General features: G+C 72.0%; 17 protein-coding genes and 1 pseudogene. 12 read left to right on the plus strand and 6 right to left on the minus strand.

Annotated elements, in window-relative coordinates:
• Window positions 1-66: 66 nt before the first annotated feature.
• From ABZS66_RS07915 to ABZS66_RS07925, 3 genes are all read left to right on the plus strand, one after another.
• Window positions 67-168, plus strand: a complete 102-nt coding sequence (locus ABZS66_RS07915) for an AURKAIP1/COX24 domain-containing protein (RefSeq protein WP_007465623.1) — start codon at window positions 67-69, stop codon at window positions 166-168.
• A gap of 72 nt (window positions 169-240) precedes the next feature.
• Window positions 241-1,308, plus strand: coding sequence for an NAD-dependent epimerase/dehydratase family protein (locus tag ABZS66_RS07920; protein WP_354756224.1), 1,068 nt, complete (start codon window positions 241-243; stop codon window positions 1,306-1,308).
• Entirely contained in the window at window positions 1,301-2,179 is an 879-nt protein-coding gene (locus tag ABZS66_RS07925; protein ID WP_354756226.1) for a lysophospholipid acyltransferase family protein, read from the plus strand. Before ABZS66_RS07920 ends, ABZS66_RS07925 begins: the two co-directional genes overlap by 8 nt.
• 1 nt (window position 2,180) lies before the next feature.
• Here the strand turns inward: ABZS66_RS07925 and ABZS66_RS07930 are convergent, their stop codons facing one another.
• The 3 genes and pseudogenes from ABZS66_RS07930 to ABZS66_RS07940 all read right to left on the minus strand — a co-directional run bounded on the left by ABZS66_RS07930 (window position 2,181) and on the right by ABZS66_RS07940 (window position 5,285).
• Window positions 2,181-3,098 carry an HAD-IB family hydrolase gene (locus tag ABZS66_RS07930; RefSeq protein WP_354756228.1) on the minus strand — a complete coding sequence of 306 codons (918 nt, stop codon included), beginning with the start codon at window positions 3,096-3,098 and terminating at the stop codon, window positions 2,181-2,183.
• Window positions 3,099-3,403: 305 nt separating this feature from the next.
• Window positions 3,404-4,234, minus strand: a pseudogene (locus tag ABZS66_RS07935) (DUF5667 domain-containing protein); the annotation flags it as partial.
• Between the two features lie 217 nt (window positions 4,235-4,451).
• Window positions 4,452-5,285 carry a sigma-70 family RNA polymerase sigma factor gene (locus tag ABZS66_RS07940; RefSeq protein ID WP_354756372.1) on the minus strand — a complete coding sequence of 278 codons (834 nt, stop codon included), beginning with the start codon at window positions 5,283-5,285 and terminating at the stop codon, window positions 4,452-4,454.
• A 526-nt stretch (window positions 5,286-5,811) separates the two neighbouring features.
• On the opposite strand from ABZS66_RS07940, the gene ABZS66_RS07945 reads away from it, so the two are divergent.
• From ABZS66_RS07945 to ABZS66_RS07955, 3 genes are read left to right on the plus strand one after another with little or no spacing between them, the layout of a single operon-like run.
• Complete coding sequence (locus tag ABZS66_RS07945; RefSeq protein ID WP_354756229.1) at window positions 5,812-7,323, plus strand: AMP-binding protein; 1,512 nt, start codon at window positions 5,812-5,814, stop codon at window positions 7,321-7,323.
• The gene (locus ABZS66_RS07950) at window positions 7,320-7,565 is read left to right on the plus strand and encodes a glutaredoxin family protein (RefSeq protein WP_354756230.1); all 246 of its coding nucleotides are present in this window, start codon (window positions 7,320-7,322) and stop codon (window positions 7,563-7,565) included. The genes ABZS66_RS07945 and ABZS66_RS07950 overlap by 4 nt, the downstream gene beginning before the upstream one ends.
• Entirely contained in the window at window positions 7,562-8,212 is a 651-nt protein-coding gene (locus tag ABZS66_RS07955; protein ID WP_354756232.1) for an HAD hydrolase-like protein, read from the plus strand. Before ABZS66_RS07950 ends, ABZS66_RS07955 begins: the two co-directional genes overlap by 4 nt.
• Window positions 8,213-8,215: 3 nt before the next feature.
• Here the strand turns inward: ABZS66_RS07955 and ABZS66_RS07960 are convergent, their stop codons facing one another.
• Window positions 8,216-8,860, minus strand: coding sequence for a response regulator transcription factor (locus ABZS66_RS07960; protein WP_354756234.1), 645 nt, complete (start codon window positions 8,858-8,860; stop codon window positions 8,216-8,218).
• Between the two features lie 35 nt (window positions 8,861-8,895).
• A complete protein-coding gene (locus tag ABZS66_RS07965; RefSeq protein ID WP_354756236.1) occupies window positions 8,896-10,200 on the minus strand; it encodes a sensor domain-containing protein in 1,305 nt (434 codons plus the stop codon).
• Between the two features lie 426 nt (window positions 10,201-10,626).
• On the opposite strand from ABZS66_RS07965, the gene ABZS66_RS07970 reads away from it, so the two are divergent.
• The 5 genes from ABZS66_RS07970 to hemB are packed head-to-tail and all read left to right on the plus strand — an operon-like array spanning window position 10,627 to window position 16,133.
• Entirely contained in the window at window positions 10,627-11,367 is a 741-nt protein-coding gene (locus ABZS66_RS07970; protein ID WP_354756238.1) for a redox-sensing transcriptional repressor Rex, read from the plus strand.
• On the plus strand, window positions 11,364-12,647 hold the full coding sequence (locus ABZS66_RS07975; RefSeq protein ID WP_354756240.1) for a glutamyl-tRNA reductase: 1,284 nt from the start codon (window positions 11,364-11,366) through the stop codon (window positions 12,645-12,647). Before ABZS66_RS07970 ends, ABZS66_RS07975 begins: the two co-directional genes overlap by 4 nt.
• Window positions 12,644-13,573 (plus strand): hydroxymethylbilane synthase, encoded by a 930-nt coding sequence (hemC, locus tag ABZS66_RS07980; RefSeq protein WP_354756242.1) that lies wholly within the window; start codon window positions 12,644-12,646, stop codon window positions 13,571-13,573. Before ABZS66_RS07975 ends, hemC begins: the two co-directional genes overlap by 4 nt.
• A complete protein-coding gene (locus ABZS66_RS07985; protein ID WP_354756244.1) occupies window positions 13,557-15,140 on the plus strand; it encodes a uroporphyrinogen-III synthase in 1,584 nt (527 codons plus the stop codon). The genes hemC and ABZS66_RS07985 overlap by 17 nt, the downstream gene beginning before the upstream one ends.
• 12 nt (window positions 15,141-15,152) lie before the next feature.
• Complete coding sequence (gene hemB, locus ABZS66_RS07990) at window positions 15,153-16,133, plus strand: porphobilinogen synthase (RefSeq protein WP_354756246.1); 981 nt, start codon at window positions 15,153-15,155, stop codon at window positions 16,131-16,133.
• Window positions 16,134-16,232: 99 nt separating this feature from the next.
• Here the strand turns inward: hemB and ABZS66_RS07995 are convergent, their stop codons facing one another.
• The gene (locus ABZS66_RS07995; protein ID WP_354756247.1) at window positions 16,233-16,877 is read right to left on the minus strand and encodes a helix-turn-helix domain-containing protein; all 645 of its coding nucleotides are present in this window, start codon (window positions 16,875-16,877) and stop codon (window positions 16,233-16,235) included.
• Between the two features lie 236 nt (window positions 16,878-17,113).
• Between ABZS66_RS07995 and ABZS66_RS08000 the strand changes: the two genes are divergently transcribed.
• Window positions 17,114-19,948 (plus strand): PQQ-dependent sugar dehydrogenase, encoded by a 2,835-nt coding sequence (locus ABZS66_RS08000; RefSeq protein ID WP_354756249.1) that lies wholly within the window; start codon window positions 17,114-17,116, stop codon window positions 19,946-19,948.
• Window positions 19,949-19,958: the final 10 nt, after the last annotated feature.

Below are 19,958 nucleotides of genomic sequence, written 5' to 3' on the forward strand. Positions count from 1 at the left end.
GCCGCTAACCATGTCTTTTGCGTGCCAGCGATGGCACGCGTTCCGCTGTATCGAGGAGAAACCCGCATGGGCTCGGTGGTCAAGAAGCGCCGCAAGCGTATGGCCAAGAAGAAGCACCGCAAGCTGCTGCGCAAGACCCGCGTCCAGCGTCGTCGTCTCGGCAAGTAGTAGCGCCTCGCCGGACCGCCCCGGCCCAGTCCAGGGGCGGCCCGCGTGGATCTCCCTTCGGATCGGGGCCGCGTGACCACGCCGTCAGCACCACGGGTCGTTCTGGTGACCGGGGTGGGCCGCTATCTCGGCGCGCGGCTGGCTGCCCGGCTCGCCGCCGACCCCCGCATCGAACGGGTGATCGGCATCGACGGCACCGCGCCGTCCGGTGAGCTGGCCGAGGTTCTCGACGCTGTCGAGGTCCACCAGGTCGACCTGCGCACCCCCGGGGTGCTGCGGGTGATGGTCGACGCCCGCGTCGAGGCGGTCGCGCATCTCGCCGTGGCCACCGCGGCCGACCAGCAGGGCGGCCGGGCGGCGATGAAGGAGCTCAACGTCATCGGCACGATGCAGCTGCTCGCGGCCTGCCAGCAGGCGACGCGGCTGACGAAGCTGGTGGTGCGCTCCTCCACGGCGGCCTACGGTGCCTCGTTCCGCGACCCCGCGATCTTCACCGAGGACACGGAGCCGCGGGAGGTCCCGCGCGGCGGCTTCGCCAAGGACGTGCTGGACATCGAGGGGTATGTCCGCGGCTTCCGCCGGCGTCGCCACGACGTGCCGGCCACGGTCCTGCGGTTCGCGCCGTTCATCGGCTCGACCGTGGACACGCGGCTGACCCGCTATTTCGCGCAGCCGGTCGTCCCGACCGTCTTCGGCCGCGACCCCCGTCTGCAGTTCCTGCACGTCGATGACGCGTTCGAGGTCCTGCACCGCTCGGTCGTCGAGTCGCACCCGGGCACCTACAACGTGGCCGGGGCCGGCACGCTGACCCTCTCCCAGGCGGTGCGGCGCGCCGGTCGCGTCACCATGCCGGTGCTGGAGCCCGGGCTCAACGCCCTGGCCGGCCTCGGCCGCGCCGGGGTGTCGCTGGACCAGCTGGACCTCTTCGTCCACGGCCGGGTCGTCGACACCGCGCGCCTGATCAGGGAGTTCGGCTACACCCCCCGCACGACCGCCGAGGCGTTCGAGGAGTTCGTCCGCAGCCGCAGCGCGGGCGAGATCCTGCCCGCGGATACGATTCGCTCCGTCGAGCAGGCGCTGCTCGACGGGTTCCGCCGGACCCGTGCGGCCCGCGCCGCGTTGGAGGCTGGCAGTGACTGACCCTGGGACCGACCCTGGTCCTGCCCTCCCGGACCAGTGGGACGACCGGGTCGCCGGCGCGCTCGCGTTCCTGCGCGAGCGGCTCACCGGCGACTACGAGGTGGACGGGTTCGGCTTCGACCGCCACCTGACCGACGGCGTCTTCCTGCCGTTGCTGCGCCCGCTGTACAAGCAATGGTTCCGCACCGAGGTCTTCGGCATCGAGCACCTGCCGAAGGAGGGCGCCGCGCTGGTCGTGGCCAACCACTCCGGCACCCTGGCGCTCGACGCGATGATGCTCTCGGTCGCCGTCCACGACGAGACCCCCGCCCGCCGCCACCTCCGCCTCCTCGGCGCCGACCTGGTCTTCCGCATGCCGGTCGTGTCGGAACTGGCCCGCAAGTCAGGCGCGACCCTGGCCTGCAACCCCGACGCCGAGCGCCTGCTGTCGGAGGGGGAGCTCGTCGGCGTGTTCCCGGAGGGCTTCAAGGGCGTCGGCAAGCCCTTCGCCGAGCGCTACAAGCTGCAGCGCTTCGGCCGCGGCGGCTTCGTCTCCGCGGCGGTACGCACGGGCACCCCGATCGTCCCGGTCTCGATCGTCGGTGCCGAGGAGATCTACCCGATGATCGGCAACATCCGCCCGCTGGCCCGCCTGCTGGGCGCACCGTACTTCCCGGTGACCCCCACGTTCCCGTGGCTGGGCCCGCTGGGCCTGGTGCCGCTGCCGAGCAAGTGGCTGATCGAGTTCGGCGAGCCGATCCCCACGGAGGAGTACGTGGACGCGGCCGACGACCCGATGGTGGTCTTCAACCTGTCCGACCAGGTCCGCGAGACGATCCAGCAGACGCTCTACAAGCTGCTCGACCGCCGCCCGGACGCCTTCTCCACCTGAGTCAGCTCTGCGGGGACGGCCCCGGCTGGGCCGGGGGACGGCGCCGGCGCCGGCGCATGGCCGTCGCGGTGGCCACGCCGCCGATGACGATGCCGGTGGCCAGGGCGGCCGGCACCGCGATCTTCGCCGCCTTGCGGCCGGTGCGGAAGTCGCGGATCTCCCAGCCCCGCTTGCGGGCCTCGCGGCGCAGGGCCGGGTCCGGGTTGACCGCCACCGCGTAGCCCACCGTGGAGAGCATCGGGGTGTCGTTCACCGAGTCCGAGTAGGCGGCGCAGCGGGCCAGGTCCAGGCCCTCCGCCAGCGCCAGCGTGGTGATCGCCGACGCCTTCTCCGGGCCGTGCATCAGGTCGCCGACCAGGCGGCCGGTGTAGACGCCGTCGGTGATCTCCGCGACCGTGCCGATCGCGCCGGTCAGGCCGAGGCGGGCGGCGATGATCCGGCCGAGCTCGACCGGGGCCGCGGTGACCAGCCAGACCCGCTGGCCGGCGTCCAGGTGCAGCTGCGCGAGGGCGAGCGTGCCGGACCAGATCCGGTCGGCCATCAGCTCGTCGAAGATCTCCTCGCAGAGCCGCTCCATGTCCTCGACCTTCCAACCGGCGATGAACGCCAGGGCGGCGGACTTGGCGTTGGAGACGGTGCCGGCGTGTTCGGACGCCAGCAGCCGGAAGCGGGCCTGCTGATAGGCGAAGCGCAGCAGGTCGGTGCTGGTGAAGTACTTGCGCTTGGCCAGGCCGCGGGCGAAGTAGTAGATCGACGCGCCCTGCATCATCGTGTTGTCGACGTCGAAGAACGCCGCGGCGCGCGGGTCGGCGGGGATCTCCAGCGCCGCCTCCACCTCGGCCGCCGCCCAGCCCGCCGAGGAGGCCACGATGCGGCCCCGGGGTCGCTTGCGTCGCAGCGCGGAAGGTCGGAACGCCATGCGTCTGCTCCCTGTGTCTGTCCCCCGGCCGTCTCGTTCGACGGACCAACGGTACCGGTCCGGAATGGCAACAGTGCCCGGTGGACGACACCGGGCCCTGTTGTGTCCGAACGGACAAGTCAGCGGAACAACTAGTCGCCCGATTTGCTGGGGGAGGGCTTCGGACTCGGGGTCGACGCGGCGGGCGCCGACTCGGTCACGGATGCGGAGGTGCTGGGGGACGGGCGTTCGCTGGCGACCGCGCCGGTCTGACCGGGGCTGCTCTGGGCCGGTGCGCCGGACTGCTGGCCGCTCTTCTGGCCGCCGCCCGTGGTCTTGCAGGCCGAGCCGTTCGGCACGGGGCCGAGGGTGTCGGCGGCCGACGTGGCGTTCGCGCCGCACTTGAGCAGCGGGCGCAGCGCCTGCGAGCGGCGCTGGATCTCCTCCAGCAGGGTCACCGACTTCGTCGCCCGGGTGCGGGCGTCGCCGGTGGCCGACGCGCGGAGCTTCTCGGCCGCGGCGCGCTGGGTCGACACGAACGTGTCGATCGCGTCGAGCGCCGCCGTGTCCTTGCGGGCCACCGCCGTCGTGGTCAGCCGCCGGACACCCTCGAGGGTCTCGTTGTCCATGTCCTCCAGGACCGCGCCGAGGCCGGCCGGGTCCTTGACCGCATGGGCCTCGTCGAGCCGGGTGCGGGCGAACTCGAGGTACAGCTGGCCCCGGCTGACGTCCGATCCGGCCAGGGCGAGTTGGGCCTTCTCGGTGGAGCGCTTGACCGAGTACAGCGCGTCGCCGGGGATCGCGTCGCCGCTCGCGGCCGACATGCCCGACAGTGCGAGGGTGCCGGCGGCCAGGCCGACGACGATCGCGCCCCGGGTGCGGGTCCGGCGGCTCACGGCCGGGCGGCTGCCCGCCGGCCGGCGCAGCGACCGCAGGGTCGTCCGGGACGTCGGCTCCGGCTCCTTCGCGGTGGCACCGATGCCCTCGCGCTCGGCCGTGGCCAGCAGCATGGCCCGCAGGCCGTCCCGGAACTCCTGCTGTCCCTCGACCTTGATCGGCATTTCGGAGAGCCGCCGGCCGACCTGCACGAGGTCGGTCAGGGAGTCGTCGAGCGTTGACCTCATGCGGTGCCGTCGGGCCCCCATGGCCTCGTCCATGAGCTGGGCGAACCGCTCAGCCCGTCGACGATGGAAGACGGAGCCAATCACCTCGGGCACCCCCTTCCGTGATCGCGTCGATCAGGCGCGGCAGGGCAGCGGGATGGTGGGCCACCGCGTCCGCCGTGCGCCATGCCGACGGTCGCATCAGGACCAACGCCGCAGAGCGGAGGCTGGTTACGGCGCCGTCGGGCACTGTAACCGAAGGTGACAGCGATCACGGTTGGAAGCCGTCGGGCAGGAGCCGGGCGAGTGCACGCACCGCTCGGTACTGCAGCGCCTTGATGGCTCCCTCGTTCTTGTTCATGGCCTGCGCGGTCTCCGCGACGGAGAAGCCGTGCAGGAACCGCAGCACGATGCACTCCTGCTGCTCGGGGTTGAGCTGCTTCACGGCCTTGAGCAGGTCGACGTTGGTGATGTGGCCGATGACCGCGGCTTCCGGGCTGCCCTCGGGGCCCCGGTCCGGCCGGTCGGCGTCGAGCACGTCACCCGTCGTCACCTCGAGCCGGTACCGACCGGACTTGAAGTGGTCGGCCACCAGGTTGCGCGCGATGGTGACCAGCCAGGCCCCCAGGTCGCGACCCTGCCAGGTGAAGCTGCCGATGCGCTTGAGCGCCCGCAGGAAGGTGTCGGCGGTCAGGTCCTCGGCCAGCTGGCGGTTGCCGACCCGGAAGTACACGAAACGGAAGACCGTGTCGAAGTACCGGTCGTAGAGGAGTCCGAATGCCGCACCGTCGCCGGCCTGGGCCCGCTCGATGAGCGCCCAGACCTCCGCGGCCGGGTCGCCCCGGTCGGGCCGCGCCGGCGGCGGGCTCGGCGCCGGGGCGGTGTCGACGAGCGTCGTCACGGCGACCACGTTGGTCGGGATCGGCACGGTGTCCTCGCCGAGCAGGCCCGTTCCCGCGCCGCTGCCGGACAGCTTGCCGTTCATCCCGGCGTTGGGTCTCGCGTTCGGGGCCGGTCCGGGGCGGGTCGGCGCCTCGTTGGTGTGTGGGCGCCCGCGGGTCCGGGGCACACCGCTGCCTTCGCCGCGGATCACCGTGCTGAACATGTCGCGCATCGAGCCGCGCAGCATCGACAGCCCACCGGCGAGTCCGTGTTCGTCGTCGAACGCGTGCTGGTAACCGCTCATGCTTCGTAAGCCAGAAAAGACGGCTTAGCCGGCGCGATCACGGGCACTTGGGCCTCCTCGGGGTGAGGGGTATCAACTCGCCACAAATGGGGTGAGTCGACTTCGCTGTTGATGGGACCGGCGTCACCCGCATGTGGGCGGCTCTTGTCGTGAGGGGACATTCTTTCCACGGATCGATGTCCGTCCGGCGCACATGCTGTCCGTCACCCCTCGGCGACACGCCGTACAGCACTCCGTGAAAACGGCGAAACGGGACGAAAACCTGCTCCGGCTACTGACCTACGACATGTGCATTGCACACAAACGGGTGGACAATTACTCAGTCGGCGTGTCGCCGGTCGGGCGCCCTGCTCGACTGCGTTAGGGACCATGCCACGGGACAGGGTGATTGGTGACGGGTGATCTCTCCGTCGGCCGACCATCACCCGTCACTGACGGACAGGGTGTGTCAGACTCAGCGACCGTGCAGGACGTCTCCAACTTCGCCGATCTGGTCCGGCGCGCCGCCGCCACAAACGGCGCCCGACCGGCCCTGCGATCGCATGACACGGTCGTGACCTGGGCGGAACTCGACCGCCAGGTGGACGCGGTGGCCGCCAACCTCGCCGCGCTCGACCTGCCCGTCGACGAGCACGGCCCGGCCCGCGTCGCGATCGCACTGCCCAACGTCCCCGAGTTCGCCGCCGTGTTCTTCGGCGTGCTGCGCGCGGGTCTGATCGCCGTCCCGGTCAACCCGGCCTATACCCCTCGCGAGCTGGAGCACGTGTTCGCCGACTCCGGCGCCGCGGTGCTCGTCGCGACCCGCTCGGTGCAGGCGCCGAACGCGCCTCCCCGGCAGTACAAATTGGGCGAAAATCTCCCAGATCTGCTCAAAGGCGGCAAGGCTCCGACGAGCGATCAGGGCGACGACGACCTCGCGGTGCTCATCTACACGTCTGGCACCGGTGGGGCGCCGAAGGGCGCCATGTTGCCGCACCGCGCCCTGCTGGCCAACCACGAACAACTGGCGCGGATCGAGCCGGCACCGGTCACGAGTGACGATGTCCTGCTGCTGGCCGTGCCGCTGTTCCACGCCTACGGGCTGAACTCCGGCCTCGGCGCCGTCGCATATCACGCCGCCTGTGGGGTGCTCGTCGAGCGCTTCGATCCCGCCGACGCCCTCGACACCATCGAGCGGCACGGGGTGACCGGGGTGGTCGGGGTCCCGCCCATGTATGTCGCCTGGTCGCTCATGGGTGAGCCGCTGGCCCGCGCGTGGGCCGGGGTGCGGCTGGCCGTCTGTGGCGCCTCCCCGCTCGACGCGGCGGCGGAGCGCCGGTTCGCGGAGGCGACGGGCAAGGCGGTACACCTCGGGTACGGGTTGACCGAGGCGGCACCGGTGCTCACCAGCACGCTGGCAAGCCCGGCCGTGAAGCCCGGGTCGATCGGGCGGTCCATCCCCGGCGTCGAGATCAAGCTGGTGGACGCGGCCGGCAACGAGATGCTCCTCGACGAGGACGACGAGGTCCGCACCGACCCCGGCGAGATCGTGGCGCGGGGCCGGAACCTGTTCCTGGGGTACTGGCCGGACGCGAGCGGCGGCCCGGACCCGGACGGCTGGTGGGCGACCGGCGACGTCGCCTACGCGGACGAGGACGGCGATTTGTTCATCGTGGACCGGCTGGGGGAGCTGATCCTGGTGAGCGGATTCAACGTGTACCCCCACGAGGTCGAGATGGTGCTGAACGCGCACGAGGCGGTGCTGGAGGCGGCGGCACTGGGCGTGCCGCACCCGTACACCGGGCAGACCGTGAAGGCGGTCGTCGTGCGCCGGCCCGGCTCCCAGGTCACGGCCGAGGAGCTGATCGCGCACTGCGAGCGCAACCTGGCCCGGTTCAAGTGCCCGACGGCCGTCGAGTTCGTGGCCGAGCTGCCGCACTCGGCAACCGGCAAGATCCGGAAGGCGGCCCTGCGATGAGACTCACCCTGATCACCCGGCCCGGCTGCCACCTGTGCGAGGACGCCAAGGAGGTCATGGCGCGCGTCGCCGCGGCGACCGGTGAGGAGTGGACCGAGGTCGACATCACCGGCGACGAGCAGCTGGAGGAGGAGTACGGCTTCCGCATCCCGGTCGTGCTCCTCGACGGCAAGGAGCACGGCTACTGGCGGGTCGAGGAGGAGCGGCTCCTGCGGGACCTGCGGCTATCCTCACCCGGGTGAAGCACCTGGTTTGGGACTGGAACGGGACCCTCCTCGACGACCTGAAGCTGGTCGTCGACGCCACCAACGTCTGCCTGGCCACCGTGGGCGGGCCGGTGATCACCGCGGAGGAGCACCGCCGCGACTTCCGCCGGCCGATCCTCGACTACTACGCGTACGTGCTCCAGCGGCCGGTCGACCAGGTCGAGTTCCAGCTGCTCGACGACGCCTTCCACGACGCCTACCGGCTGGGCATGCCGAACGTCCGGCTGGTGCCCGACGCGCTGGACGCGATGGCCGGGTGGGCGGGCACCCAGTCGCTGCTCTCGATGTTCTTCCACGACGAGCTGCTGGTCGAGGTGGAGCGGCACGGGCTCACCACGCGCCTGGTGCGGGTCGACGGGCTGCCCGGCACGGTCGGCGGGCACCTCAAGGCCGCCTACCTGGAGCGGCACCTGGCGGCACTGGCCCTGGACCCGGCCGACGTGGTGCTGATCGGCGACTCGGTCGACGACGGCGACGCGGCCCGCACGGTCGGCGCGTCCTGCGTCCTCTACGCGGGCGGCTTCACCGACGTGCGGCTGCTGGAGGCGACCGGCCTCCCGGTCGCGCACTCGCTCATGGAAGCCGTCGGGCTGGCCGGCCGAGGGCCGAAGGCCACCACCTGAGGGTCAGCTCTGGAGATAGGTCAGGACGGCGAGCACGCGGCGGTGCTGCTCGTCGTCCGGCTGCAGGTCGAGCTTGGTGAAGATGTTCTTGACGTGCTTCTCGACGGCGCCGTCGGTGACCACCAGCTTGCGGGCGATCGCCGTGTTCGACCGGCCCTCCGCCATCAGCCCGAGCACCTCCCGCTCGCGCGGGGTCAGGCTGCGCAGCGGATCGTCGCGCCGGCGCCGGACCAGCAGCTGGGCGACGACCTCGGGGTCGAGGACGGTGGCGCCGGCGGCGACCCGGCGCATCCCGTCGAGGAACTCGGCGACCTCGGACACGCGGTCCTTGAGCAGGTAGCCGACCGCGCCCGCCCGGTCGGCGAGCAGGTCGTCGGCGTAGGACACCTCGACGTACTGCGACAGGACCAGGATCGGCGTCGCCGGCACCTGCTGCCGGGCGGCGACCGCCGCCCGCAGGCCCTCGTCGGTGTGCGAGGGCGGCATCCGCACGTCGACGATGGCGACGTCGGGCCGGTGCTCGACCACGGCCGCGACCAGGCTCGGCCCGTCGCCGACCGCCGCGACGACGGTGTGGCCGCTCTCCTCGAGCAGCCGCACCAGACCTTCTCGGAGCAGTACCGCATCATCCGCCACGACAACCCGCACGGATAGGCATCCTATGCGGGTTGTCGGGACTGATGTCAGATCGGCAGGATCGCCGTCACACGGGTGCCGCCGTCGGCCGGGCTGGTCACGGTCAGCTCGCCGCCGGACGCCTTGACCCGGTCGGCCAGGCCGCGCAGGCCGTGGCCCTTGGCCAGGCTCGCCCCGCCGACGCCGTCGTCCTCGACGGTCACCAGCATCCCGTAGGCGGAGCGCTGGAGGATGACCTTCGCCTCGCTCGCGTGGCTGTGCTTGGCGACGTTCGTCAGGGACTCGGCGACCACGAAGTACGCCGTCGTCTCCACGTTCTCGGCGAGCCGGTCCAGCTCGGGCAGCTCCAGGTCGACCGGGATCAGCGAGCGGCCGGCCAGCGCGGTCAGGGCCGCGCGCAGGCCGCGGTCGACCAGGATCGGCGGGGCGATGCCGCGGGACAGCGCGCGCAGCTCCTCCAGCGTCTCGCGGGTCTGGCTGAGCGCCTCGGCGACCGTGGCCCGGGCCGCCGCCGGGTCGCTCTCGAACTGCAGGTCGGCGCGGCCCAGGTCCATCGCCAGCCGGACCAGCCGCTGCTGCGGGCCGTCGTGGATGTCGCGCTCCAGCCGGCGCAGGGCGGTCGCCTCGGCCGACACCGCGGCCACCGTCTGGGCGCGGGCCACGTCGCGGCTCGCCTCCGCCTCGGCGACCCGCTCGCGCAGCTCGGCGACGCCGCTGAGCAGGGCGCGGGCGAACATCGCCTCCATGAGCGCGGCGGCGCGCACGACCGGGATCAGGGTGAGCGCGAAGAAGACGCCGATGCCGGTGTACAGCAGGATCCGCACGCCGTTGCCCGAGCCCAGGCCCATCAGCTCCGGCAGGTCGGTGTTGTCCGGCGGGCGCGGGATCGACCAGTCCCACAGCACGGTGGTGACGCCACCCAGCGCGCCGGCCCACCAGGTCACCACGAACGCGAAGGCGATCGTGCTCGGGATGAACCGGAAGATGCCGTGCACCAGGTCGAGCCACGACTGGCCGTCGGACAGCGGCTCGAACGTGCGCCGCCAGAAGCCGGCCCCGGGTTTCGCCTTGCGGTAGTAGGGGTGTGGCAGCCGGGTGCGCAGCACCGGCCCGACGCGGGCGCGCTCGACGGTCGCGAAGCCGCGCGCCTGCATGACCGTGATGGTCAGGAGCGGGAAGCCGACGACCGTGACGAAGAGCCCGACGCCGAGGGCGAATCCGGTGAGGAAGAGCGTCACCGTGATGAGCCCCAGCGGGAATCCGAGGAGGACGTACTGCGTGTCGACGCCGAGCTGGCGGAAAACGCGAGAGATTCGGCCGTGGCCGAGCATCGGGGTGATGGTCGTCGTCATGTCATCGACGCTATTCATCCGGCCCCCCGCATCCCATCCCGTCGCCCGGCCACTTGATGGTAGGGCCAACCCTACTGGAAACGTGTAGTGTGGCTACCGGTCGACGTGACCCTGGCTCACAACGGCTGAAAACGTTCAGCGTGTCGGCGAGGTAGGATGTCGGAATTGTGGCGATAATAGCCACAACGCTCGCCTGTCGCCGACCGCGACCGGGAAGGGGGGCACCAGGTGCCGCGGGGGCATTTCTCGCGTGTGTGGTCCGCGCGAGCGGGCGCTGACCTCTATGTGGTGAGCGCCGACGCTCCAAGATCGCGATTTGTGCACGGCTTCACAAGCGCCTACTCTGTAGCAACGACGAACCCCGCTAGCACAGGCGGACATCGCCGTCGCGAGCGGCCTCGCTTACCGTCGTCGTCACGGAGACTCATGAGCCAGCAGCGCACCGGCCCCACGGACGGACCGGACTTTCCGGACCTGCCGGAGGCGACCGTCGCCAGGCTTCCGGAGTACCTGCGTGCCCTGCACAACCTCGCTGAGGACGGGCACGACACGGTTTCCTCGGAGGGTCTGGCCGCGGCCGCGGGCGTCAACTCCGCCAAGCTCCGCAAGGACCTGTCCCACCTGGGCCGCACCGGCACCCGGGGCGTCGGCTACGACGTGACCCTGCTCATCGACCAGATCGAGCAGGTGCTGGGCCTCACCCACCGCCGGGCCGTCGCGCTCGTCGGCGTGGGCAATCTCGGTCACGCCCTCGCGGGCTACGCCGGGTTCGGCAGCCGCGGCTTCCGCATCGCCGCCCTGTTCGACGCCGACCACGGCCGCGTGGGTGAGCACATCAACGGCCTCGTCGTGCGGCACATCGACGACCTGCCCGAGGTCGTCGAGGAGGAGTCGATCTCCATCGCGGTGATCGCGACCCCCGCGCACGCCGCGCAGAACGTGGCCGATCGACTGGTGGCCGCCGGCGTGACAAGTGTCCTGAACTTTGCACCGTGCGTCTTGAACGTCCCGGAGGGCGTCGACGTGCGTAAGGTCGACCTGGCTATCGAATTGCAGATCCTGTCCTTCCACGAGCACCGCAAGTCGGCGCTGACCGCGCTGCCGGGGCGGGCCGGCCAGGATCTCCAACGGGCCAATCGGCTCGGTGCGGAGGCGGTGGGATCGTGAATCTGCTGGTCGTCGGGATGTCACACCGCACGGCAGCGGTGCCCGTCCTGGAGCGGCTCGCGATGAACGGCGGCGAGGCCCAGGCGGCGCTCGCCGAACTGGTCGGCCTGCCGTATGTCGACGAGGCCGTCGTGCTCTCGACCTGCAACCGCGTCGAGGTCTACGCGGCGGTGACCGCCTTCCACGGCGGTCTCGCCGACATCGGCGGGGTGCTCGCGCGCCGGGCCGGCCTGCCGGTCGGCGACCTGGCGTCGCAGATGTACGTCCACTACGAGGTCGACGCCGTCCGCCACGCGTTCCGGGTCGCGGCCGGGCTCGACTCGATGGTCGTCGGCGAGGCGCAGATCCTCGGCCAGCTCCGCGACGCCTACGGCGTGGCCGGTGAGCAGGCCGCCGCCGGGCGGATGCTGCACGAGCTCATGCAGCAGGCCCTGCGGGTCGGCAAGCGCGTGCACGCCGAGACCGAGATCGACCGGGCCGGGCAGAGCGTGGTCAGCGCGGCCCTCGCCTACGGACAGGGCGCCACCGGACCGGTCGAGCAGCGCCCGGCGCTGGTCGTCGGGGCCGGCGCGATGGGCGCGCTGTCGCTCGCCACGCTCAAGCGGGTGGGGGCCGGTCCGCTGTTCGTGACCAACCGCAGCCTCGCCCGGGCTGAGCGGCTCGCCGAGCTGCACGGGGCGACCGCGGTGCCGTTCGCCGAGCTTCCGTCGCTGCTGGAGCGGGTCGACGTCGTGGTCAGCGCGACCGCCTCGGCGGAGCCGGTGCTCGACGCGCCGCTCGTCGCCGGGGCCGGCCGCCCGCTGCTGGTGATCGACCTCGCGTTGCCGCGCGACGTCGCGCCCGGCGTCGGTGAGCTGCCCGGTGTCACGCTCGTCGACATCGAGCTGCTGAGCGAGTCGCTGTCCACCACCGCCGACGCCGAGGAGCGCGCGGCCGAGGACATCGTCGCCACCGAGGTCGAGGCGTTCCTGACCTGGCTGCGCGGGGCCGACGTGGCCCCGACCGTGGCCGCCCTGCGCGCCCGCGCCGACGAGGTCGTCGAGGCCGAGCTGCGCCGGCTGGCCCAGCGGTGCCCGGAGATGGGCGACGAGGTGCGCTCCGAGGTGGCCCACAGCATCCACCGGATCGTCCAGCGGCTGCTGCATCAGCCGACGGTCCGGGTGCGGCAGTTGGCCTCCGCCCCCGGCGGCGAGGCTTATGCTCAGGCGCTGCGGGAGCTCTTCGACCTGCAGATTCCTTCCGAGATCAATCCCGCGGCCGCTGGTGAGGTGCATCCGTGACGCTCAGGCTCGGCACCAGGGGCAGCGCGCTCGCGCTGGCGCAGTCGACCACCGTCGCCGAGGCCGTTCGCGAGCGGACCGGCCGCGACGTCGAACTCGTGGAGATCGTGACGCCGGGCGACCGGTCGAGCGCGCCCATCCAGCAGCTCGGCGTCGGCGTCTTCGTGTCGGCGCTGCGCGACGCGCTGCTCGCCAACGAGATCGACTTCGCCGTCCACTCCTACAAGGACCTGCCGACCGCGGCCGCCAAGGGATTGACGATCGCTGCGATACCGCCGCGGCAGGATCCCCGTGACGCGCTCGTCGCGCGCGACGGCCTGACGCTCGCCGAGCTGGGCGAGGGTGCCCGGATCGGCACCGGCGCGCTGCGCCGCATCGCCCAGCTCAACGCGCTCGGCCGCCGGCTGGAGCCGGTGCCGGTGCGCGGCAACGTGGACACCCGCCTGCGCAAGCTGGCCGACGGCGAGTTCGACGCCATCGTGCTGGCCCGCGCCGGCCTGGCCCGCCTCGGCCGCGCCGGGGAGGCCACCGAGGTGCTCGACCCGCTGCTGATGCTGCCCGCCCCGGCGCAGGGCGCACTGGCGGTCGAGTGCCGTGAGGACGATGTCGAGCTGCGTGAGCTGCTGGCCGCGCTCGACGACGAGTACACCCGCGCGGCGGTCACCGCCGAGCGGGCGCTGTTGGCCGAGCTCGAGGCGGGATGCTCCGCCCCGATCGCGGCACTGGCCGAGGTCGCCGAGGGCGACGAGGGGCCGGAGATCTATCTGCGCGGTGCGGTGTTCAGCCCGGACGGCGGCTTCGCCCTCCGGCTCTCGCGCACCGGAACGCTCGCCGACGCCGCGGAGGTGGGCCGAGCACTGGCCCGCGACCTACGCGAAGAAGGCGCCGACAACGCACTGGGAGTGCAGCATGACCCGCACCCGTAAGGGCAGCACCGGCCGGATCGCCTTCGTCGGGGCCGGCCCCGGCGATCCAGGCCTGCTGACGCGTCGCGCCCATGAGGCGCTGGTGACCGCCGATCACATCGTCTACGACCGCAACGTCCCCGAGACGCTGCTCGCCGTCATCCGCGCCGAGGCGGACGCGGAGGCACAATTCAGCCCGGCCGAGGGCGCACCCGGCGACGTGGCCAAGGTGCTGCTGTCCGCCGCCCGCTCCGGCCTGCGCGCCATCCACCTGGTGGGCGGCGACCCGCTCGCGCACGACACGGTGCTCAAGGAGGTGCAGGCCGTCGCCCGCACCGCGGTGCCGTTCGAGGTCGTGCCCGGCATCGGCCAGGCCGCGGGCGTCGCCACCTATGCCGGCGTGCCGCTGCCCGGCGTCCGCGTCACCGCCGACGTCGACGACGTGCACTCCGTGGACTTCGAGGCCATCGCCACCGCCGTGGCGCGCGGCTCCTCGGCGCTCGCGGTCGACGCGGGCGACCTGGCCAACGTCCGCGACGGCCTGCTGGCCGCCGGCGTCGACCCCGCCACCCCGGTGTCCATCACCGGCGACGGGACGGGCGAGACGCAGTACAGCTCGGCCTCCACGGTCGACAGCATGGTGGCCGCCGCCCTCGGCTTCGCCGGCCGGGTGGTGCTCTGCCTCGGCGCCGGCGTCGCCCAGCGCGAGAAGCTCGGCTGGTGGGAGAACCGCCCGCTGTACGGCTGGAAGGTCCTGGTCCCGCGGACCAAGGAGCAGGCCGGCGCGATGAGCGAGCGGCTGCGCGCCTACGGCGCCATCCCGTGCGAGGTGCCGACCATCGCGGTCGAGCCGCCGCGCACCCCGGCGCAGATGGAGCGGGCCATCAAGGGCCTGGTCGACGGGCGGTACGCCTGGACCGTCTTCACGTCGGTCAACGCCGTCCGCGCGGTCTGGGAGAAGTTCGCCGAGCACGGCCTCGACGCGCGCCACTTCGGCGGGGTCAAGGTCGCCTGCATCGGTGAGGCCACCGCGGAGGCCGTGCGCGGCTTCGGCATCTCGCCCGAGCTGATCCCGACCGGCGATCAGTCCTCGGAGGGCCTGCTGGCCGAGTTCTCGCCGCACGACGAACTGCTCGACCCGGTCGGCCGGGTGCTGCTGCCCCGGGCCGACATCGCGACCGAGACGCTGGCCGCCGGCCTGACCGAGCTCGGCTGGGAGGTCGACGACGTGACCGCGTACCGCACGGTCCGCGCCGCGCCGCCGCCCGCCGACATCCGTGACGCCATCAAGTCCGGGGGCTTCGACGCGGTCCTCTTCACGTCGTCCTCCACCGTCCGCAACCTGGTCGGCATCGCCGGCAAGCCGCACGCCCGCACGGTCGTCGCGGTCATCGGGCCGAAGACAGCCGACACGGCTGTCGAGTTCGGCCTGCGGGTCGACGTGCAGCCCGCGCACGCCTCGGTGCCCGACCTGGTCGAGGCGCTCGCCGGCTACGCGGTCGAGCTGCGCGAGAAGCTGGCCGCGATGCCCGCGAAACAACGCCGCGGCTCCAAGGTGCAGGGCCCGACCGCCCTGCGGTTCCGCTAGGGGGTTCGTCCCATGGGGTTCCCTGACGTCCGTCCGCGTCGTCTCCGGCGCACCGCGGCCATGCGCCGCCTCGTGTCGGAGACGCACGTCCAGCCGTCGAACCTGATCCTGCCCATGTTCGTCAAGGAGGGGCTGACCGAGCCACGGCCGATCAGCTCCCTGCCGGGCGTCGTCCAGCACTCCCGCGAGTCGCTGCGCAAGGCCGCCGCCGAGGCGGTCGCCGAGGGCGTCGGCGGCATCATGCTCTTCGGCGTGCCGGAGACCCGCGACGAGACGGGCTCCGGCGGCGTCGACCCCGGCGGCATCCTCAACGTCGCGATCCGCGACGTGATCGCCGAGGTCGGCGACGGCACGGTGGTCATGGCCGACCTGTGCCTCGACGAGTTCACCTCGCACGGGCACTGCGGCGTGCTGGCCGGCGACGGTTCGGTCGACAACGACGCGACGCTGCGGCAGTACGAGCTGATGGCGCTCGCCCAGGCGGAGGCCGGCGCCCACGTGCTCGGCCCGTCCGGGATGATGGACGGCCAGGTCGGCGTGGTCCGCCGGGCGCTCGACCACGCGGGCTACACCGACGTGGCCCTGCTCGCCTACGCGGTGAAGTACGCCAGCGCCTTCTACGGCCCGTTCCGCGAGGCCGTCGAGTCGGCGCTGGTCGGCGACCGCAAGTCCTACCAGCAGGACCCCGCGAACGTGCGGGAGGCGCTGCGCGAGGTGGCCCTCGACATCGAGGAGGGCGCGGACATGGTCATGGTCAAGCCCGCGCTGCCGTACCTCGACGTGCTCGCCCGGGTGGCCGAGGTGACCGACGTCCCGGTCGCCGCCTACCAGGTCTCCGGCGAATACGCCATGGTCGAGGCCGCCGTCGCCAACGGCTGGCTCGACCGCGAGCGGGTCGTCCTGGAGACGCTCACGTCGATCCGCCGGGCCGGTGCCCAGCTCATCCTGACGTACTGGGCGGTCGACGCGGCTCGTCTGCTGCGGCGCATGTAGGTCCGCTCAGCCTGCGCGCGTGCCTGCCGACACCAACCGGGTCGGCAGGCACGAGTGTCTGGGGCAGGTGCTCGACCTGGGCGCCTGGCGCGAGATCTGCTAGCCCAGTCCGCCCCGCTTGGCGATCGACTGCATCACCTGCTGCACCGCGTCGCGGCCGACCGACGGCGCCGGGCGGGTCGCGCTCGACGCCCGCAGGCCGTCGAGCAGGAAGCTCAGCTGCCGCCGCCAGGCCGCCGGCACCAGCCGGCCGGTCCGCTCGGCCAGCCCCGCGTTGGCCATGAGCATCAGCACGACGTCCTCGTGCTGGAGGTCGGCCCGCAGGTGGCCGCTCGCCTTCGCCCGATCCACCAGCTCGGCCAGGCCGGCCAGGGCCTGCCCGCGCAGCCGCTCCAGCTCCGGCACCCCGGACAGCGACGCCGTGAGCAGGTCGGCGAACGCCCGGTCCTCCGCCTGTAACCGGCACAGGAACGTGACGTGCCCGGCGAAGGCGTGCCACGGGTCGGCGACCTGCAGCGCGCGCTCGGTGGCGGCGACGAGCTCCCGCAGCGCGTCGCGGAACACCGCCGTGACCAGCTCACCGCGCGTCGGGAACCGCCGGTAGAGCGTCGCGTTGCCCACGCCCGCGCGCCGGGCGATCTCATCGAGCGGCGCGTCCAGCCCACGCTCGGCGAACACGACCCGGGCCGTGTCCATCAGCTGCCGCCGGTTGCGCTCGGCGTCGGCTCGCAACCCCACCCCCATAGCACCCAGCATAGGCATCAATGCGGGAGTGGCTTTCGATCGTCCATACCGAACTTTCGAGCGGCCATCGAAAAGTATGGACAGTCTGAGCCGAAACCCCTAGTGTGTCCCCCACGGCACTCAGAGTGCATCATCAATGTATCCGCTCGGCGCGGTTACGGGACGTGAATGCCGTATCGGCTCCGGCGCGGCGGCGCGCGCCCTGCCTGGCACCTGTAGTCAGGAAGGGACACCCCGTGAACCATCAGCCCTCGAGGTGGCGGTCGTCAGCCGTCGCCGTTCTGCTCGTCTCCAGCGGGTTGGGCGTCCTCGCCGGCCCCGCATCCCCCGCGGCGGCGGCCATCAATGCCGCCGACTTCCAGCAGGTCACCCTGGCCAAGGGCGAGCCCGAGGTGGGCGAGCCGCTCGCCATCTCGGTGCTGCCCGACCGCTCGGTCCTGCACACCGCCCGCAACGGCACGCTCCGGCGCACCGACGCCGGCGGCACCACGACCGTCATCGCCAACATTCCCGTGTACACCCACGACGAGGAGGGTCTGCAGGGCGTCGCCGCGGACCCGAACTTCGCCACCAACCGGTACATCTACCTGTACTACGCGCCCCCGCTGAGCACCCCGGCGGGCGACGCGCCGGCCACCGGTACCGCCACCGACTGGGCCACCTGGACCGGGGTCAACCGCCTGTCCCGGTTCACGCTCAACGCCGACTTCACGGTCAACCTGGCCAGCCAGGTCACCGTCCTGGACGTGCCGGCCAGCCGCGGCATCTGCTGCCACGTCGGCGGCGACATCGACTTCGACGCGGCCGGCAACCTCTACCTGTCGACCGGCGACGACTCCAACCCGTTCGACTCGGCCGGCTACGCGCCGATCGACGAGCGGACGAACCGCAACCCCGCCTACGACGCGCAGCGCTCCGCCGGCAACACCAACGACCTGCGCGGCAAGATCCTGCGGATCAAGGTCAACGCCAACGGCACCTACTCGATCCCGTCCGGGAACCTCTTCGCGCCGGGTACCGCCAACACCCGGCCCGAGATCTACGCGATGGGCTTCCGCAACCCGTACCGCATGAGCGTCGACAAGGCGACCGGCGTGGTCTACGTCGGCGACTACGGCCCCGACGCCGGCAGCACCAGCGCCACCCGCGGCCCGTCGGGCCAGGTCGAGTTCAACCGGATCACCGCGCCGGGCAACTTCGGCTGGCCGTACTGCACCGGCACGAACACCGCCAACGAGACCTACAACGAGTGGGACTTCGCCACCGGCACCGGCGGCGCGAAGTACAACTGCACCGGCGGCCCGACGAACAACTCCTTCCGGAACACGGGCCTGACCACCCTGCCCGCGGCCAAGCCGTCCTGGATCCGCTACGGCGGCGACGCCGGTACCCCGCCGGAGTTCGGCGGCGGCTCCGAGTCGCCGATGGCCGGCCCGGTCTACCACTACGACGCGGCCAACCCGTCGGCCACGAAGTTCCCGCAGGCGCTGGACAACATGTTCTTCGCCGGCGAGTTCGGCCGCGGCTGGGTCAAGCCGATCAAGCTCAACGCCGACGGCTCGCCGGGCGCGATCGACACGTTCCCGTGGAACGGCAAGCAGGTCATGGACATGGCCTTCGGCCCCGACGGCTCGCTCTACGTCCTCGACTACGGCACCGGCTACTTCAACGGCGACGCCAACTCGGCGCTCTACCGCTACGACTACGTCGCCGGCGGCAACCGGGCCCCGACGGCCGTCGCGGGCGCCAACCGCACCTCGGGTGCGGCCCCGCTCGCCGTGACGTTCTCGTCGGCCGGCTCGTCCGACCCCGAGGGCGGCGCGCTCACCTACTCGTGGGCGTTCGGCGACGGCACCACGTCGACCGCGGCGAACCCGACGAAGACGTACTCCACCAACGGCAACTACACGGCCACCCTGACCGTGCGCGACCCGCAGGGTGCGACCGGCTCGGCGAGCGTGCTCATCAGCGTCGGCAACACCGCGCCGGCGATCACCATCCACGGGCCGTCGGCCGGGCAGCTGGTGTCCTTCGGCGACGCGGTGTCGTGGAGCGTCACGGTCACCGATCCGGAGGACGGCGCGATCGACTGCACGAAGGTCACCATGACCTACGTGCTCGGCCACGACCAGCACGCCCACCAGATCACGTCCCAGGCCGGCTGCTCGGGCACGATCACCATCCCGGTCGACGGCGAGCACGACGACGCGGCGAACATCTTCCCGATCTTCGACGCGCAGTACACCGACAAGGGCGGGCTGACCACGCACGCCCAGAACATCCTGCAGCCCCGGCACCGCCAGGCCGAGCACTACAAGACCGCGTCGGGGGTCAACCAGTTCACCAAGACCGCCGCGGAGGGCGGCAAGACGGTCGGTGACATCCACAACGGCGACTGGATCCAGTTCGACCCGTACAAGGTGAACAACGCGACCTCGTTCAGCGCGCGGGTCTCGTCGGGCGGCACGGGCGGCACGCTGCAGCTGCGCACCGGCTCGCCGACCGGCACCGTGATCGGCTCGGCGACCGTCCCGGTGACCGGCTCGTGGGAGACGTTCACGACCGTCACCGGCACGATCAGCAATGCGCCGGCCGGGACGACCTCGCTGTACCTCACCTTCGCCGGCAGCACGACGGCCGCGCTGTTCGACCTGGACAGCTGGACCTTCACCACCGGCCCGGGTGGCACCGGCGTCGGGCCGGTGAAGGGGCTGGCCGGGAAGTGCCTCGACGTGCGGGGCGCGGCCACGGCCGACGGGACGCAGATCCAGCTGTACACCTGCAACGGCACCGGAGCGCAGGTCTGGACCCGCAACGGCCAGACGTTCCGGTCCCTCGGCAAGTGCCTGGACATCTCCGGCGGCGGCACCGCCGACGGCACGAAGGTCCAGCTGTGGACGTGCAACGGCACGGCCGCCCAGAACTGGGTGCCCAACGCCGACGGCACGCTGCGCAACCCGCAGTCGGGCAAGTGCCTGGACGTCTCCGGCAACAACTCGGCGGACAGCACGGTCGTGCACCTGTGGACGTGCATCGCCGGTGCGGCGAACCAGAAGTGGTCGATGCCGTAATCACCCGAGC

This window comes from Dactylosporangium sp. NPDC005572 (genome assembly GCF_040605515.1).
In the GTDB taxonomy this organism is placed as follows: Bacteria; Actinomycetota; Actinomycetes; order Mycobacteriales; family Micromonosporaceae; genus Dactylosporangium.